This window comes from Aestuariibaculum sp. YM273 (assembly GCF_030908365.1).
GTDB lineage: Bacteria > Bacteroidota > Bacteroidia > Flavobacteriales > Flavobacteriaceae > Aestuariibaculum > Aestuariibaculum marinum.
Genome location: NZ_CP133090.1, coordinates 2,210,071 through 2,226,690 on the forward strand (window position 1 = coordinate 2,210,071; position 16,620 = coordinate 2,226,690).

Here is a 16,620-nt window from a genome sequence, read left to right on the forward strand (position 1 = left end):
GAATAAGTAAAAGCAAAGTGTCTTTATGTTCATCAATTTGTTTGTTATTTAATTCTGCATTTTTAATCTAATTTTTTCTTAAATGATGAATTCAAAATCGAAATCCAAGTTTTATCGTTGTGTGAATTTAATTGATAGCGCTTTGAATGTTTATTTATACTTTATTGTTTTAAATAAACATTGCAGGGAAAATAGCAGTAATAATAGTTCTACCAGGGTTTCCATTTTAAGTCATTCAAAAGGTTAATAAGCAAACCTGACTAGCAAAATTTCCTCCCATTTTTTAAATGTTTAATAGTCGTAATATGTGTTTTTTTTGTCGATTGTTAGATGTGTATATGTTGTTTTTGTGAGATTTAGATAAAATCTGAAGTAAATAATTTTTTATCTTAGTGTAATACGAAATAGCTTTTGCTTTCTAATAAATTAGGACGCATTAATTAAGTTTAATCTTTTATGAATGAGAGCTTAATTTCTTTAATAAACTTTTTGCTTTTGGCAGGAGTGCTGCAAGGTTTCGGGTTTAATCTTGTAACCTTTGGTGTGAAAAAGAAATTCAATCCCACAGTGGTGTTTTTAAATTTAATAGTTCTATCCATCTCATTAAATAATTTACAGGCATGGTTGAGGTATAAGGGTTACTTAGAGGTATTAGTAGGTTGGGGAATATTTGACGAGCATTCAGCGATTAGATTTTTTCTTAACAATTTTGAAGTGCCGTGGCATATTTTTATAGTTCCTATGTTTTATGCATTTACGGTGCATTATTTTAAGATTGAAGATAAAGTCAATAAATATATAAAGCCTACCATTATAATTTTTATTTCAGAGGTGGTTGTTCGATTAGGAATAATAGTATACGACTTTAATCCTTACCTTGAAGAAGATTCACCTCTAATTACCAAATGGTTTTTTGTTGAAAATATAATCAATTTGGGGTATTCGCTTTTTATGTTTGTCAATGCCTGTTTGATAATTTTTAAGAAGCATCATCTGTTAAATTACATTGTGTCTTACGATGATTTAAACTGGATAAAGTGGTTTGTCCGTTTAGGTATTTTGAATATAGGACTATGGGGTTTGGCTTTACTGTTTCATATTACAACAGGACAAAGAACGGCCTATTTGCCATTAAATTTTTGTACTTCGGTTTTATTGTATTGGTTGGGGTATCAGGGATTTTATAAATATACTGTGGTGAGTGATCGAATCTCTTTGCGATCAAAACTGGCGAATGATGATATTTTAACAAAATCAGTTAGTCAAAATGGAAGTGAAGAATGTGACGATTTTTTCAATGAAAAACATCAGGCTGATTTCAATAAAGTTAAAGGTTATATTGTAAAGAATAAATTGTTCTTAAATCCGCTTTTAAGTATGGAGTCAGTGGCTTCAGATTTAAATATGAGTAAAAGCTATTTCTCAAAACTTATCAATTCTTACAGCGACTACAATTTTTCAGATTTTATTAATTCACTTCGGGTGAAGCAAGCCAAGAAATTTTTGTCGAACGACGAATTTAGTGAATATACCATTGTTGCTATTGGCTTGGAATGCGGGTTTAATTCAAAATCTACATTTTATTCAGCATTTAAAAAATTTACCTCAGTAACTCCCACTATTTACAGAAGTCAATATTAGATTTTCTTATGTCCTGAATTATCGTTGGACATCCCATATTTTATAGTATAGAGTTTATCGGATATTCAATTTAAAGCGTGGTTATAATTTTACGATTAGAAAATAATCATAAAACTATGAGTCATGATACCAGCATTAATTTTATATCTAGTAAGAAGAATGAGGTATGGCGCAAATACTTCATTAGATTTTAGTAAATTCAGAGAAATAGTACTTAAAATAAAGTCCATTCTTTTCTTTTTTATAGTAAGCTCCGCTTTTCCTTTCAATTCAGGTAATTCTTCTGAATCTGTTTCATATAAGATCGTGAAGAACAATACAACAATAGGTTTTATAAACATTGAAAAACAAGTAGAGAACCATATTACTACATATTCTTTGGAAAGCCATGTTGAAGTTAAATTTCTAGTTAAAGTTAATGTGTCGTGTGCTGAAAAATCAATTTATGAAAATGGGATATTGATGTATTCTTCGGTGTACCGAAAAGTAAATGGTAAGGTGAAAGCAGATCATAAAGTGGTTCGAAAAGATGATCGATATATTCTGTTTCACAACAATGAGAAACAACGATTAAAATTTGAAGAACTCACTCGAAACTTAATTACACTTTATTTTGAGGAACCTAAAACAATAGAGAAGATATATTGCGATAATTTAAAAAAGGAATTAAAGATTAAATCCATAAACAAAGGGTGTTATCTGGTAGATTTTGATAAAGGAAAGTATAACGTATTTCATTATAAGAATGGAAAATGTGTAAAAATAGATGCAGTAAGTAAACTGTTTAGTGTAACTCTAATACCAGTGCTGTCATGAATTTTCAATTAACCATATGGGTGCTTGGTGTTAGTTTTACAGCTTATTTTCTAATAAGCATAGTTTTTAATCGACTTGGCGTTAATAATCTGCAGTCTTCGTTAAATATTACAAATGGGCTGAAGCTATTAAACTTAAAGCATGTTTTGGGTATTTTATTATTCGGAGTGTTGCCATTTGCTGTTTTTTCTGAAATGAGACAACTTATTTGTTCGGTAGGAGCATTCAATTTACACGTTTTAGTAGGGTTTTTGCTGGCTTGTTTTTTATGTGTGTTTACAGCGTGTATGGCTGTTGGCAAAAATTATAAGCTGAATGATAGTGATGCTGTAAGCTTCTATCAACTATCGAATGCACGAGGTTATTTTGCAATCAGGTTTGTTTTTTTACTGTGTTACGAATTCTTTTTTAGAGGTATTATGTTTTTCTTCTTTTTAGAATCGTATGGTTTAAACTTATCTATTTTATATGTTACTTTTTTTTATGTGCTTATCCATGCCTTCGATTCAAAACGTGAAATGTTAGGGGCTATTCCTTTTGGGGTTTTGTTATGTGTCTTTAGTTACTACACAGGTAGTATTTGGTATGCGTTTCTGCTGCATATTGCATTATCGGCAGTTTATGAGATTTCTATTTTTTATCATTTAACCTTTAAAAACCAATCAACGTTATGAAAGTTTTAGTTACAGGATCAACAGGTTATATAGGTCATGAATTGGCTTTGGCTTTGGCTAAAAAACATATTACTGTACACGCATTGTGTCGAGATATTCATTCGCCAAAAGTTCCGTTACACGAAAAAATAGTTCTATTTAAAGGAGATATTTGTGATAAGTCTTCTCTAAATAAAGCTATTAAAGATTGCGAATATGTGTTTCATTGTGCTGCATTCACTAATCTAAAATGTAAAAGCATCAATAGTTTTTTTGAAACGAATGTGGTAGGAACTGAAAATGTATTAGCTGCAGCACTTAATCAAGGAGTTAAAAAGTTTGTGTTTACCAGTAGCTTGTCGGTATTTGGTCCTTCTTATAAAGATATTTCAATAACCGAAGAACAGCCACGATTAGCTTCATATGCTAACGATTATGAGCTTACTAAATGTATGGCCGAAGAAAAGATTAAAGGCTATTCTAAACTTGGTTTACCATATGTTATTCTGAATGTTTCCAAGGTTTACGGACCTGGAGTTAAAACTTTTTCCAACGGTGTTAATCGTTTAATAGAACTCATAGCAAAAAAGAATGTTTTGTTTGTGCCTAATAGAATAGAAGTGATGTCTAATTATGTTTACATCAAAGATGTTGTAAAGGCACATATTAAAGCAATGAAGCGGAATGTAGCTAATGAGAAATATATCATAGGCGGCGATAATATAAGTTATAGAAAATTATTTAAAAAGATAAAAACGCTCACCAAAAGTAAAATTAAAATAGTGACGTTTAATTATTGGCTGGTTAAGACCTGTTTGGCTATGAGTAGCTTTTTAGGTAACATCCAAGGAAAATCCGGTTTATCTCCTAAAGTTTTAGAGACATTGTTCATTAATCGGCAATCTGTTTCTAATAAAGCCAGAAGAGATCTGAAATATACAGTGACACCTATAGAAAAGGGACTGAAGAGAACAATAAAATATTTAAAACCAGTATCATGAAAACATATTATACATTAATTACAGGAGCAAGTCAGGGGTATGGAAAATCCATGGCCTTAGAGTTTGCAAAAAGAGGAATGAATTTAATTTTGGTGGCTTTACCGGATTCGGGATTAAAGAAATTATCAAAATTTATAGAACTACACTTTAATGTTAAAGTGTGTTATTTAGAATTAGATCTGAGTCTTAGTGTTAGTTGTTACGATATTTTAAGGTATATCGAGGTAAATGGTTTACAAGTAAAATATTTAGTGAATAACGCAGGTGTTTTAAGCCGTGGTGAATTTTCGGGATTAAGCGAAAAATACATTTTAAAGCAAATCGATGTTAATGTAATGACTCCAACCTTATTGATTCGATTACTCTTAAGCAATTTAAAGTCAAATGGTCCAGCCGGAATATTAAACATAAGCAGTATGGCTAGCTTTTTTGCTTTACCCACAAAACAGGTTTATGGAGGCACAAAAGCTTATTTAACATCCTTTTCAAGAAGCCTGAGAAAAGAATTGAAACATGATAATATATCTGTAACGACTATTTGTCCGGGCGGATTAAATACAACTACCAGGTTATGTTATCAAAATAGGTTGATGGGATGGATAAGTCGAAAGTCGATTTTAAACCCAGAAGAAGCTGCAATTATAGCTATAGAAGCAATGTTAAAGGCAAAAAAAGTGGTAATACCTGGCTTTATAAATAAATGTCTCATGTTTTTAGATAAGTTATTGCCGGAATTTATAAAGGATAAATTGGCAGAAAGAGAAATAAAAAAAATTCCGCAAGTGACTTAAATCAAATATGTCCTGAATTATCTATATACAGGATTTTAGGATATTCATTTTAATGCAATTTCGAAATTTGCTTTATCGAAATCCAAATTCAGAATTATGAAAGAATCCTATATAATAAAGACGTACCGAATTAGCCAACTGCTAAATATAGTATTGTTTGTTTTTTGCTCAATACTTATTAGTTGTCGAATTGATGATGATTATAATTTGGAATGCATTGGAAATGTAAAAGCCAGTCTTCCAAGTCATCAGTTTAAAACCGGCTTAATTAACCAATATTATTCTGATGAGATTAAAGCTTCTGTGGATAATGAACCTAATGATGATCATTACGACTATTCCTTTACTGTCGAGGGGCGAATACCAGACGGTGTTGATGTTGTTTTTGATGATAGAACAGTTGTGTTTGAAGGCTTTCCCGTCCAAAGCGGTAGGTTTAAATTTAAAATATTTTTAGATATAGATCCGTATTATCCTGAAAGTCTTATTTGTGTCGAATATAGCACGAGCAGAGAATATGAAATGATTATTGATTCTAATTAATGCGGTGCGACAATAATGTCCAGGATTTTCTTCAATCAATGTTTCTGGATATATAAAAGGTTACTAGATAGTGATTTTATGAATAAATAAATGTAAAATTTTAGTTATGAAAACAATGAAGCAGCTTTTTTTGGTTTTATTATTATCTGCTCATTGTTATGCACAAAAGCAGCAGGTGAATTTTACTCAAATAAAATGGCTTAATACATTAGATAAAGAGGTCAATTTTAATACTGAAATATCAATTTATGAAACGTTTAAATTTTGTGCAGAACCCCAATTTGGTGGTGTTTTCGAAAATTCATTCAAATATATTGAGGGAGTCACTAACTTTAATCAGTTTTATAATTTTTTCGATTTTGGTTTAAATCTCGGGCTAAATAAAGAGCTAGCTAAAGGTTTAAAATTAAAAGGAATTTGTAATCTGGGAATGCTGAGGTTTCGGAGTTACGATGTGGTAAATCCGGAACATTATATGGTGAAATTGTCATTAACCTTTGTGTTTTATTTGTTGTAATTATGAAAAGTCAGAATTCAAAAGTAGTGAGTTATTTGCTGTTGAAGAAGGTTTTGTTGCCATTGTGCTTTTTGTTGACAGCATGTGAAAGTCTTGATTTTTCAGATTGTATTATTCGAAAAGATGCCGAATTACCTGATAAAGATTTAAAACGGGGCCATGCCGGGCAATATTATTATGATGAACTTAAGGCTTCTGTAAACAACGATCCGGATGATGATGGTTATTATTATAATTTTTCCATTGCAGAAAGTTTGCCTGAAGGATTGGATGTAATTGTAGATGGACGTTATGTTATTTTTGAAGGTATAACGCTTAAAAAAGGTCAATATAATATTTATATAAGCTTAGGAGTAGATCCTTATGAATATGACGATGAAGAAGGTGATATTGATGTTTGTAGCATTGGTAATACAAGTCGAAGGTATAAACTTATTATTGGTGATTAAAAGAATGAAAAAAAATCCCGCAAATTATATTTACGGGATTTTTAAGTGTATTGAGTAGATTAAAAATTAATCTCTTTTCTCTCTTGGTTTTCTGTCATCACGACGGTTGTCTCGATTTCTGTTGTCTCTGTTACCACCTTTATTATCTCTTGGTGGGCGCGCTACATAACCTTCTGGTTTTGGTAAAATCGCTTTACGAGATACTTTTTCTTTACGGGTTTTAGGATCCACTCCAAAGTATTTTACTTCAAATACATCACCCATATTTACAACGTCAGAAACATTTTCTGTGCGTTCCCAAGCTAATTCACTTACGTGTAATAAAACTTCGTTTCCAGGAGCTTTAGTGTATTCTACAACAGCTCCAAAATCTAACATTTTAATAACTTTTACTTCGTAAACTTCACCAACTTGTGGTTTAAACATTAAAGAATCGATTTTAGCTAAAACTTTATCGATACCTTCTTGACCTGTTCCTAAGATTTCAACAATACCTTCTTCAGTAACTGGGTCTTCGTTAATAACAATAGTTGTTCCAGTTTCTTTTTGTAATTCTTGAATCACTTTTCCTCCAGGTCCAATTAATGCCCCAATAAATTCGTTAGGAATTGTTCTGGTAATCATTTTAGGAGCGTGAGCTTTAACATCGCTATTTGGTGTAGCAATAGTCTCAGTTATTTTTCCTAAAATATGTAAACGACCATCACGAGCTTGTCTTAATGCATTAACAAGAATTTCGTATGATAATCCTTTAACTTTAATATCCATTTGACAAGCAGTAATACCGTCTTCGGTACCAGTTACTTTAAAGTCCATATCGCCTAAGTGATCTTCATCACCTAAGATATCTGATAATACAGCGTATTTACCTGTTTCAGCATCAGAAATTAATCCCATAGCAATACCGGAAACTGGTTTAGTTAATTGTACACCAGCATCCATCATAGCCATTGTTCCAGCACAAACAGTTGCCATAGAAGAAGAACCGTTAGATTCTAAAATCTCTGAAACTACACGTACTGTATAAGGACAATCTGCAGGAACCATACCTTTTAAGGCGCGTTGTGCTAAGTTACCATGTCCTACCTCACGACGAGATGTTCCACGTATAGGTCTAGCTTCACCTGTTGAAAACGGAGGGAAGTTGTAGTGTAAGTAAAAACGCTCTTCTCCTTCAAAAGAAGGCATGTCAATCATATTAGCTTCTCTAGAAGTTCCTAAAGTTACCGTAGCCAATGCTTGAGTTTCCCCACGAGTAAAGATTGAAGAACCATGCGTAGATGGTAAATAATCAACTTCACACCAAATTGGTCTGATATCTGTAGTTTTACGTCCGTCTAAACGTAAACCTTCGTTTAATGTTAAGTCTCTAACAGCATTCTTTTCAGCTTTGCTGTAGTATTTAGAAATTAATCCGCCATATTCTTCTTGTTCTTCTTCAGAGAATGAAGCGATAATTTCTTCTTTAATCTCTGCGAATGCAGCACCTCTTTCGTGTTTAGAAGAGCCTTTTTTTGCTACGGCATATACTTTATCGTATGCCATATCGTGAACTTTCTTAGCTAAGTCTTCGTCTTCTCTTTCAGGTTCGTATTCACGAGTTTCTTTTTTACCAAAAGCTTCAGCTAATTTAAGTTGCGCTTCACACTGAACTCTAATAGCTTCGTGAGCAAACTTAATAGCTTCGGTCATTTCTTCTTCTGAAATCTCTTTCATTTCACCTTCAACCATCATTACAGAATCGGCAGATGCACCAATTACCATATCGATATCACTTTCTTCTAATTGGGATAAAGAAGGGTTGATGATTAATTCACCGTTAATACGACCAACTCTTACTTCAGAAATAGGTGTTTCGAAAGGAATATCACTTAATTGAATCGCAGCAGAAGCGGCTAAACCAGCCATAGCGTCTGGCATAACTTCAGAATCGTGAGACATTAACTGAATCATTACCTGAGTTTCACTGTGATAATCTTTAGGGAATAATGGGCGTAACACACGGTCAACTAAACGCATGGTTAAAACCTCTCCGTCACTAGGTCTGGCTTCTCTTTTAAAGAACCCTCCTGGGTAACGACCAGCAGCAGCAAATTTTTCACGGTAGTCTACCGTTAATGGTAAAAAATCTACATCGGCTTGTTGGTAGTTAGAAACTACTGTACATAATAACATACAGTTTCCAGATTGTACCACAACGCTACCATGAGCTTGTTTTGCTAATTTTCCGGTTTCGATAGAAATTTCTCTACCATCACCAAGGTCTATAACCTCTTTAAATGTTTTTGGAATCATAAATTTTTTAATTCTAATTAAACAATGGTCGTTGTGTTGTTGTGTGTAGTTGTTGTGTGTTGACCAATGAAAAACTGTAATTAGCTTCTTATTTTGTGCGGTTTAGACTCCTGCACACGAGTAGTGTATAAACAAAAAAGAGGCTGTAAAAGCCTCTTTTCGAATTATTTTCTTAAACCTAGTTCTTTAACTATTGCACGATATCTTAAGATATCTTTCTTAGTTAAGTAATCTAGTAAAGCACGACGCTTACCTACTAATTTTACTAATGAACGCTCAGTGTTAAAATCTTTACGATTGTTTTTTAAGTGCTCAGTTAAGTGATTAATTCTGTGCGTAAATAACGCGATTTGTCCTTCAGCAGAACCAGTATCATTTGCTCCTTTACCGTGTTTTGCGAAGATTTCTTCTTTTGCTTCTTTTGATAAATACATGCTAATATTATTGTAAATAATTGTTATGTAAACGAAAGGCTATCTTTCGAGCGGCAAATATAGCAATTAAAAATGATTTACATACTAATATTTGAAAAAGAAAGAACGACTTTTAAAGTTTGTTTTTTATATGTAATTATTTTATTCTGAATTAAATAACGTCTATTGTTATGGTTGCATCAACATCTATAACCACATTAAATTCAACAGGTGTAGCACTCACAATACCAGATAAAGTAACGGTAACACTTTCGGCTTGTTTTAAATAGGCTGCAATAATGGCTAACTGTTCTTCTGTTCCAATTGAAAACACCTGGTTAGCATCATCAGCGGCTTTTAAATCGATAGTACCTATACTAATTGATGTTCCTGCAACTGTTATTGAAGCTTCGGTGAGTTGTGTATCGGCAGCACCAACATAATCTGTAATTTCAAAACTTAGGTTGTTGATGGTGACATTTTGAACATAATCTAAATTTTCCTGAACCTGCTTGTTAGAGGCCAAATCTACTGAGATTTCCTGAGACCAGTTGGTTGGTGCGCCTTCTGGTATAGATACTTCAAGTGTAGTTCCTAGGTTGTCTGTAATGTCAAACTCTGTAAGTTTGTCCAGTTCTTCACAACTAAAAATAGTGAGTAGTACAATTGCTAAAAAGGGTAGTTTAATTTTCATTATGTAGGATTTAGGTTAGTGTTTTTAAAGGATAAATATATTGAATATAAATGACTTAGGGTTTTACGTAAAAAAAGAAAAGCAACTAATACTAGTTGCTTTTCTTTTTATTAGGAGATAGGAATACGTTTTAATTAAGCTCTTAATGGCTGATTTAAGATTAAATCCAGATATTGATTTACTTTGTTTTTAAGTTCTTTTCTAACGGTGATAAAATCTAAAAAGCCGTGTTCTAAAAGGAACTCTGCGGTTTGGAAACCTTCTGGTAATTCTTTACCTGTTGTATCTCTTACAATTCGTGGTCCAGCAAAACCAATTAAGGCTCCAGGCTCACTAATGTTGATGTCTCCTAACATAGCGAAAGAAGCTGTTGTCCCTCCGGTTGTAGGATCTGTACAAAGTGAAATATAAGGAATTTGAGCATCTGCTAACTGTGCTAACTTCACCGAAGTTTTGGCTAACTGCATTAAAGATAAAGCAGCTTCCATCATACGGGCACCTCCAGATTTAGAGATGACCATTAATGGAATGTTGTTTTTTAGAGAGTAATCGGCCGCACGAGCAATTTTTTCACCAACAACACTCCCCATAGATCCACCAATAAAAGCGAAATCCATACAAGCCACAACCAAATCTTTACCTTTAGATTTTCCAACACCAACGCGCACGGCGTCTTTTAATTGGGTTTTATCTTGAGCAGATTTTAAACGCTCTGGGTATTTTTTAGTATCCTCGAATTTTAATGGATCTTTAGACTCTAAGTTTTCGTCTAGTTCTTTAAATTTATTATCATCGAAAAGAATCTCGAAGTATTCTTTACTTCCAATTCTAACGTGATAACCATCTTCAGGGCTTACGTAAAAATTCTTTTCTAATTCTTCTGCGTCTACAATTTTACCGGTTGGAGATTTATACCATAAGCCCCTTGGGGTGTCTTTTTTCTCTTCGGTAGTAGTGGTTATTCCTTTTGTTTTTCTTTTAAACCAAGACATAATGATTTATGATTTTTTTAGATTTTAATCTGAAACATTTCTGTTTACACTACGGATTATCCATCCTTTATTTTGCTCTGTTTGAAGCGTTTTATTTGTCAAATAAACGAAACTTGATAACAAAACAGTGCACAAAATTAAGTCTTTTTTTAATTTTGAGGTAATGCCATGTCTCTTTTATTGCCTAAAATCTTCATTTTATGTTTATAAAATATTGTTTTGTAAATAAGTAGGTATAAAAAAAGACTCTACTAAAGCAGAGTCTTTTTATTCTTTTATAATGTATAAACTATAATGTGTTTACGTTGTTTAAATCTTCGAAAGCCTTTTTCAAGCGCTCAACAAATGTTTTTTCTCCTTCACGTAACCAAACACGAGGATCGTAGAATTTTTTATTAGGAACATCGTCTCCTTCAGGGTTGCCAATTTGTGCTTTTAGGTATTCAGCTTTAGCGCCCATATAGTCACGGATTCCTTCCATGAATGCATATTGTAAATCGGTATCAATGTTCATTTTAATTACACCATAGCTAATACCTTCACGAATTTCCTCAACTGTAGAACCAGAACCACCGTGGAATACGAAATCGATGTGGTTATGACCTACGCCATATTTCTCTGAAATATATTCTTGAGAATTCTTTAAGATTTTCGGCGTTAATTTAACGTTTCCTGGTTTGTAAACACCGTGAACATTACCAAAAGCAGCTGCAATAGTAAACTGAGGGCTTACTTTACTTAACTCTTCGTAAGCGTAAGCTACTTCTTCTGGTTGTGTGTATAATTTAGAATCGTCTACATCAGAGTTGTCAACACCATCTTCTTCACCACCAGTAATACCTAATTCGATTTCTAAAGTCATACCCATTTTGCTCATGCGCTCTAAATAGGTTTTACAGATTTCGATGTTTTCTTCGATTGGTTCTTCCGAAAGATCAATCATATGTGAACTGAAAAGTGATTTACCAGTTTCAGAGAAGTGTTTTTCACTAGCATCTAATAAACCATCAATCCAAGGTAATAACTTTTTAGCACAGTGGTCTGTGTGTAAAATAACAGGAACACCGTAAGCTTCAGCTAAAGTGTGTACGTGTTTTGCACCTGCAACGGCACCAGCAATGGCTGCTTTTTGACCATCGTTACTTAAACCTTTACCTGCATTAAATTGGGCACCACCATTAGAAAACTGAATAATTACCGGAGCGTTTAAAGCAGCGGCTGTTTCTAAAACACCATTAATAGTGTCTGAACCGATAACGTTAACTGCTGGTAAAGCAAATCCTTTTTCTTTGGCAAGTTTGAAGATTGCCTGAACTTCTTGTCCGGTAGCAACTCCTGGTTTAATATTGTGTCCCATTTTATAAAATTTTGTTTTTTTAGTTTGTAAGAACCAAAAGTAATCAATTTTTAAATAAACAAGGCTGATTTTTGGTTGGTAAAATGCTAAAAATAAACTAAAACGTTGTAGTTTTCGCAATATATATTGCTCTAAAAAAGGAACTTTAAGTTACCGTTAGTTTATTTATTAGAACGGGTAGTTAATACCAATGTTGTATACGGCATTAGAGAAGTTGTAGTCGTTAAACCAGCGGTTTTGATCTTGGTAAGACGGATCGTAAGTTTTGAATCCAACATCGAAACGGAAAACGAAAAAGCTGAAATCGTAACGTAAACCAAAACCAGAGCCTAAAGCGATATCTTTTAATGAATTGAAATCTGAAAACACGGCATTTTCATCTTCAACATCATCCAGAACATTCCAAATATTACCGGCATCAATAAAAAACGCACCATTAAGATCCTCAAAAATATTAAAACGCTGCTCGGCACTAAGGGCAATTTTTAAGTTGGCCTCATTAAAATCGTTACTAGATTGTGAACTTCCAGGTCCTAAGCTATACGCCGTCCAGGCACGGTTATCGTTAGCTCCTCCGGCAAAGAAACTCTTAGAAAACGGAATGTTGCTTGAGTTGCCATAAGGAATAGCAATACCTAAAAAACTGCGAACAGCCAGGATGTTTTTTTTGCCTAAATCCCAGTGTTTAACATAGTCCAGTTCCGTCTTGACATACTGTGAATAGGCCACATTAAAAATTTCATAACGGTCGTTAGTGTTTTTTTGAAGCCCTAAGATATCGGACATTCCTGAAATTAAATTTCCAGCCGTTTCTATTTTAAAACGGAAAATAGAGAAATCTTCATCAAACAGGTTGGTGCGCTCGTCATTCGTTAGGCTAAAGCTGGACGCCAGAATTAAGTTGTTTTCGGTAAGCCTTTGCTTACGTTCGTTAATATTGTTGACCTCCTTGTATTCATTAGGGTTACTATTTTGGTAACTGTTATCAGATAACACCAAATCTATAAACTCATCAGACTTCTCGATGATTAATGATTCGTTTCCGTTATCATTTATATTAATAAAATCCGAAGGTGTATTATAGGAGTTCAGGGCAATATTTTCAAGGTTGTCGAATGAGCTTGTATAAACATTGAAATAGTTATCAATATTTAAGTTTCTAACGTATTGAACGTTGAAAACATCCAGACGATCTGTTACTTTTCTAGATGGAGACCAATTATAGTTAAACACCCCGCTAAGGGTTTGCTTGTCTAATCCGATGTTGGTTTGGCTTGTTGTTGATAACGAAATTTTTGTGCTTGGCGACATGTCTTTCGCTATAATCCGGTTCGTGTTAAACGGGAAAAAGAATCGCGGTATGGTTAGTTTTAAATCGGCACCAATTTCGTTAATATCAAAAAACGGATCTCCAACTTTTTGGTCTTTTGAAGAACCGATTGATCCAATGGCTGATATTTCTAAAGTTTCCGCTCCTCTAAAAATATTACGCATTAGCAAGCTTGGATTTAAAGAAAACCCAATGGTTTGGATATTACTTTGCGATACATCGGCACTAAATCCTAGACTAAATTTCTTTAAAGGTGTTAACCGGATGGTGTCTGATAAGGTGTGGTTGTCAAGTTCTACCTGATCGATATTCGGATATTTAAAAGTTCGTAAACCATTAATATGTCGGTAGGTTAAAGTACGGTCGTTATCTTTAAAAACTTTACCAGGGGTAATAAAAATGGCATCGGTTAAAGCCTTTGGTCGGTAGCGCATTTTACCATAACTGTAAAGCTTAAAACCCTCGTAGGTTATAGAATCTTGAAAGGGTTTGTTTCTGTCTTCAAAAGTATAATCGGTTATGATGCTAACATCTCTAACGTTGTAAATGTTGAAAGGGACACGAATTAAAGAATCTTGTGTTCTAATGGCACGATCCTGAATTTGTATGTCAACATTTATTTTTTTGTTGGTTCCAATGGTGTCAATTTCAAACCCAACATAATCCTGATTAAAATGGAATAACCCGGAATTTCTCAATTCACTTGAAATTCTGTCGCGTTCCTGTTCAAAATTTGAAGTTTTATATTGCTCGTTAGATTTTATTAAACTGTTTCGTAATATTTTTTTGTGGTAAATTGAATCAACAACTGGCGATTTTATTTTAGTAGTAATGGTATCTAAAATAAAAGCCGGACCTGTTTCAACGGTATACGTTACATCGGCACGTTTGTTGTCTTTTCTGTTGATATTATAACTAGCTTCAACATCGAACCAACCGTTATTAATGTGATAGTCTTCTAGTCGCTTAACCGATTTTTCTGTTCTATCTACATTTACAATTACCGGAGCTTCACCAGTAGTTTTTAGCCATTCATTAAAACTTATGCGGTTGCTTACATCCTTGTCTAATTGTTTTCTGGAAAGAAGTTTGGTTTTACGTGCCAATTTTTTTGGGTTGTTATAGATTTTTTCATCAAGAATGGAATCTATATCAGGTCTGGCTAAATTGTAAATTTGTAACCTGAGTGGTGTACCTAAAACGGGTATTTTGCTATTTGGTTTTTGATACAAAAGATTATTAATAGTTTCAGTGCCATTCTTTTTGTCGTTAATAATAACCGTGTTATTGGTTAATAAATGTTCATTTTCACCAACTCGTTTTACAGCGTCGCAAGAAAAAAGGTGACCGGCAATAGCTGTTAGTATTGATATTTTTAAAAAGTGTTGTTTCAAATGAAATTTAAAATTATTGTAGGTTATTGATATTCTTTTGGTAACTGAAATAAAAAACACCATTTATAGGCTCAAAAATACATTATTTCATGAGTTTATTTTTATTTTTTTCAATGCTTATTTAGTGAGTTTGTTTTTAAAACTTGTTAAATATAATTGGACAGATAAAGATTTAGATCAATTAGGACTTTCATAAGGGTAATTTTTCATTTCTTTATACCCTATAATCAGATTTAAAGTAACAAAAATTACATGCTTTCTAAAAGTCAAATAAAGTTAATAACCAGTTTAAAGCAAAAAAAATACCGTCAACAACATGGTTTATTTGTTGTTGAAGGGGTTAAAACTATAAAAGAGTTATTAGCTTCTTCTCTAAAGCTTCATGCTTTATATACGACCGAAAGCTTCAATATTGATGCCAAACTAGAAACCATTATTTCTCCTGCAGATTTAAAGCGTATTAGTTTTTTAACGACTCCCAATACAGCTTTGGCAGTTTTTAAAAGGCCCGAGCCAAAGCGCATTGATAGTAATAACTTAATTGTTGCTTTAGATAGCGTGCGAGACCCTGGAAATTTAGGAACAATTATTAGACTGTGTGATTGGTTTGGAATTAAAGATCTGGTGTGTAGCAAAGAGACGGTAGATTGTTTTAACCCGAAAGTGATTCAGGCAACTATGGGGTCTGTTACCCGTGTAAACATTAACTATGTAAATCTTGAAGAATTTATTAGTTCGGTTGATGTTCCCGTGTTTGGGGCCTTTATGGAAGGCGATAATGTTTATAGTTCAGAATTACCCAATAACGGGATTTTAGTTATGGGGAATGAAGCCAACGGTATATCTCATGAGATTGAAAACTTGGTAACCGATAAGATTTCAATACCAAGATTTGGTGATTTACAAGCGACAGAAAGTTTAAATGTCGCTACAGCAACTGCTATTTTATTAAGCGAGTTTAAACGCAGATCTTAGCTGTATTCAGTCAATGTTAAATGTTATCTTATTGGAATGTAAAGTTGATAAACACGCCTCTGGTTTGCATACTATGAATGTTACTCGTCCAAGGACTATTCGGGTCTTTATCTCTGATTAACTCATCGTTCATAGCAAAGACACCTTTTATAGAAGGCGTAAATTTAAAGTTGTGTAGGTAAAAATCGATTCCGAAACCTAACTCATAAAACAACATATTCTTTTTGGTTCTAAACTGCCCATTGCTATTGTCGTTAGGATTGCTTTCATTGGCCGATAAGTTTAAAGCTGTCGAAAACCCTCCGGAAATAAATGGTTTAAAGTTATTGATGCGTTTTGTGGAAACTTTAAGCAATAAAGGTACATAGATGTAAGTTGATTTCACTTCTCTTACTAAATCAGAGCCATTAGGTTCTTCATTAACGAAATATTGTTCACTGTAATGTAATTCTCTACTGGATATTAATAACCCCGGTTCTAAACGTAAATCTAAAAAGCTATTCACTCTCAGGTTCCCAATTAACCCAACGTTAAATCCGGGGCTGCGTTTTACATAAATATCACGCATATCCTGATTGTAATCGAAATTGAAATCCAGGTAGTTAAAACCCAGGAAATATCCCCAACGTAATAAATTGTTATCGGTAGAGCCCCGGCCTTGATTCGCATCATAAATAACTTTATCTCTTCTAAAAAGTTGCGCATTAGCAGCTTGAACTAAGCATAGAAATGATATAACAACAAGGATGCGTTTCATAT

The 16,620-nt window shown here is 33.3% G+C and carries 16 protein-coding genes; 9 read left to right on the top strand and 7 right to left on the bottom strand.

Annotated features, from left to right (window positions below):
• Positions 1 to 456: 456 nt before the first annotated feature.
• The 8 genes from RBH94_RS09365 to RBH94_RS09400 all read left to right on the top strand — a co-directional run bounded on the left by RBH94_RS09365 (position 457) and on the right by RBH94_RS09400 (position 6,411).
• Positions 457 to 1,641 carry an AraC family transcriptional regulator gene (locus RBH94_RS09365; protein ID WP_307880667.1) on the top strand — a complete coding sequence of 395 codons (1,185 nt, stop codon included), beginning with the start codon at positions 457 to 459 and terminating at the stop codon, positions 1,639 to 1,641.
• A gap of 123 nt (positions 1,642 to 1,764) precedes the next feature.
• Positions 1,765 to 2,457, top strand: coding sequence for a DUF6134 family protein (locus tag RBH94_RS09370; protein ID WP_307880668.1), 693 nt, complete (start codon positions 1,765 to 1,767; stop codon positions 2,455 to 2,457).
• Positions 2,454 to 3,131, top strand: a complete 678-nt coding sequence (locus RBH94_RS09375; RefSeq protein ID WP_307880669.1) for a type II CAAX prenyl endopeptidase Rce1 family protein — start codon at positions 2,454 to 2,456, stop codon at positions 3,129 to 3,131. The genes RBH94_RS09370 and RBH94_RS09375 overlap by 4 nt, the downstream gene beginning before the upstream one ends.
• Entirely contained in the window at positions 3,128 to 4,111 is a 984-nt protein-coding gene (locus RBH94_RS09380) for an NAD-dependent epimerase/dehydratase family protein (RefSeq protein ID WP_307880670.1), read from the top strand. Before RBH94_RS09375 ends, RBH94_RS09380 begins: the two co-directional genes overlap by 4 nt.
• Positions 4,108 to 4,902: an SDR family oxidoreductase gene (locus RBH94_RS09385; protein ID WP_307880671.1), complete on the top strand. Its 795-nt coding sequence runs from the start codon at positions 4,108 to 4,110 to the stop codon at positions 4,900 to 4,902. The genes RBH94_RS09380 and RBH94_RS09385 overlap by 4 nt, the downstream gene beginning before the upstream one ends.
• Before the next feature lie 207 nt (positions 4,903 to 5,109).
• The gene (locus RBH94_RS09390) at positions 5,110 to 5,445 is read left to right on the top strand and encodes a hypothetical protein (protein WP_307880672.1); all 336 of its coding nucleotides are present in this window, start codon (positions 5,110 to 5,112) and stop codon (positions 5,443 to 5,445) included.
• A gap of 115 nt (positions 5,446 to 5,560) precedes the next feature.
• Positions 5,561 to 5,962, top strand: coding sequence for a hypothetical protein (locus RBH94_RS09395; protein WP_307880673.1), 402 nt, complete (start codon positions 5,561 to 5,563; stop codon positions 5,960 to 5,962).
• 2 nt (positions 5,963 to 5,964) lie between these two features.
• Positions 5,965 to 6,411, top strand: coding sequence for a hypothetical protein (locus tag RBH94_RS09400; RefSeq protein WP_307880674.1), 447 nt, complete (start codon positions 5,965 to 5,967; stop codon positions 6,409 to 6,411).
• Positions 6,412 to 6,477: 66 nt separating this feature from the next.
• Here RBH94_RS09400 and RBH94_RS09405 read toward each other — a convergent pair whose 3' ends face one another.
• The 6 genes from RBH94_RS09405 to RBH94_RS09430 all read right to left on the bottom strand — a co-directional run bounded on the left by RBH94_RS09405 (position 6,478) and on the right by RBH94_RS09430 (position 14,886).
• A complete protein-coding gene (locus tag RBH94_RS09405) occupies positions 6,478 to 8,706 on the bottom strand; it encodes a polyribonucleotide nucleotidyltransferase (RefSeq protein WP_188224557.1) in 2,229 nt (742 codons plus the stop codon).
• Between the two features lie 164 nt (positions 8,707 to 8,870).
• Positions 8,871 to 9,140: a 30S ribosomal protein S15 gene (gene rpsO / locus RBH94_RS09410; protein ID WP_188224556.1), complete on the bottom strand. Its 270-nt coding sequence runs from the start codon at positions 9,138 to 9,140 to the stop codon at positions 8,871 to 8,873.
• Between the two features lie 151 nt (positions 9,141 to 9,291).
• A complete protein-coding gene (locus RBH94_RS09415; protein WP_307880675.1) occupies positions 9,292 to 9,813 on the bottom strand; it encodes a hypothetical protein in 522 nt (173 codons plus the stop codon).
• A 134-nt stretch (positions 9,814 to 9,947) separates the two neighbouring features.
• Positions 9,948 to 10,805 carry an acetyl-CoA carboxylase, carboxyltransferase subunit beta gene (accD, locus tag RBH94_RS09420; protein WP_188224554.1) on the bottom strand — a complete coding sequence of 286 codons (858 nt, stop codon included), beginning with the start codon at positions 10,803 to 10,805 and terminating at the stop codon, positions 9,948 to 9,950.
• A 289-nt stretch (positions 10,806 to 11,094) separates the two neighbouring features.
• The gene (gene fbaA, locus RBH94_RS09425; protein WP_307880676.1) at positions 11,095 to 12,162 is read right to left on the bottom strand and encodes a class II fructose-bisphosphate aldolase; all 1,068 of its coding nucleotides are present in this window, start codon (positions 12,160 to 12,162) and stop codon (positions 11,095 to 11,097) included.
• 168 nt (positions 12,163 to 12,330) lie between these two features.
• Entirely contained in the window at positions 12,331 to 14,886 is a 2,556-nt protein-coding gene (locus tag RBH94_RS09430) for a BamA/TamA family outer membrane protein (RefSeq protein WP_307880677.1), read from the bottom strand.
• Positions 14,887 to 15,138: 252 nt separating this feature from the next.
• Here RBH94_RS09430 and RBH94_RS09435 point away from each other — a divergent pair, with 252 nt between their 5' ends.
• On the top strand, positions 15,139 to 15,861 hold the full coding sequence (locus RBH94_RS09435) for an RNA methyltransferase (protein ID WP_307880678.1): 723 nt from the start codon (positions 15,139 to 15,141) through the stop codon (positions 15,859 to 15,861).
• Positions 15,862 to 15,889: 28 nt separating this feature from the next.
• Here RBH94_RS09435 and RBH94_RS09440 read toward each other — a convergent pair whose 3' ends face one another.
• Positions 15,890 to 16,618 (bottom strand): porin family protein, encoded by a 729-nt coding sequence (locus RBH94_RS09440; RefSeq protein WP_188224550.1) that lies wholly within the window; start codon positions 16,616 to 16,618, stop codon positions 15,890 to 15,892.
• Positions 16,619 to 16,620: the final 2 nt, after the last annotated feature.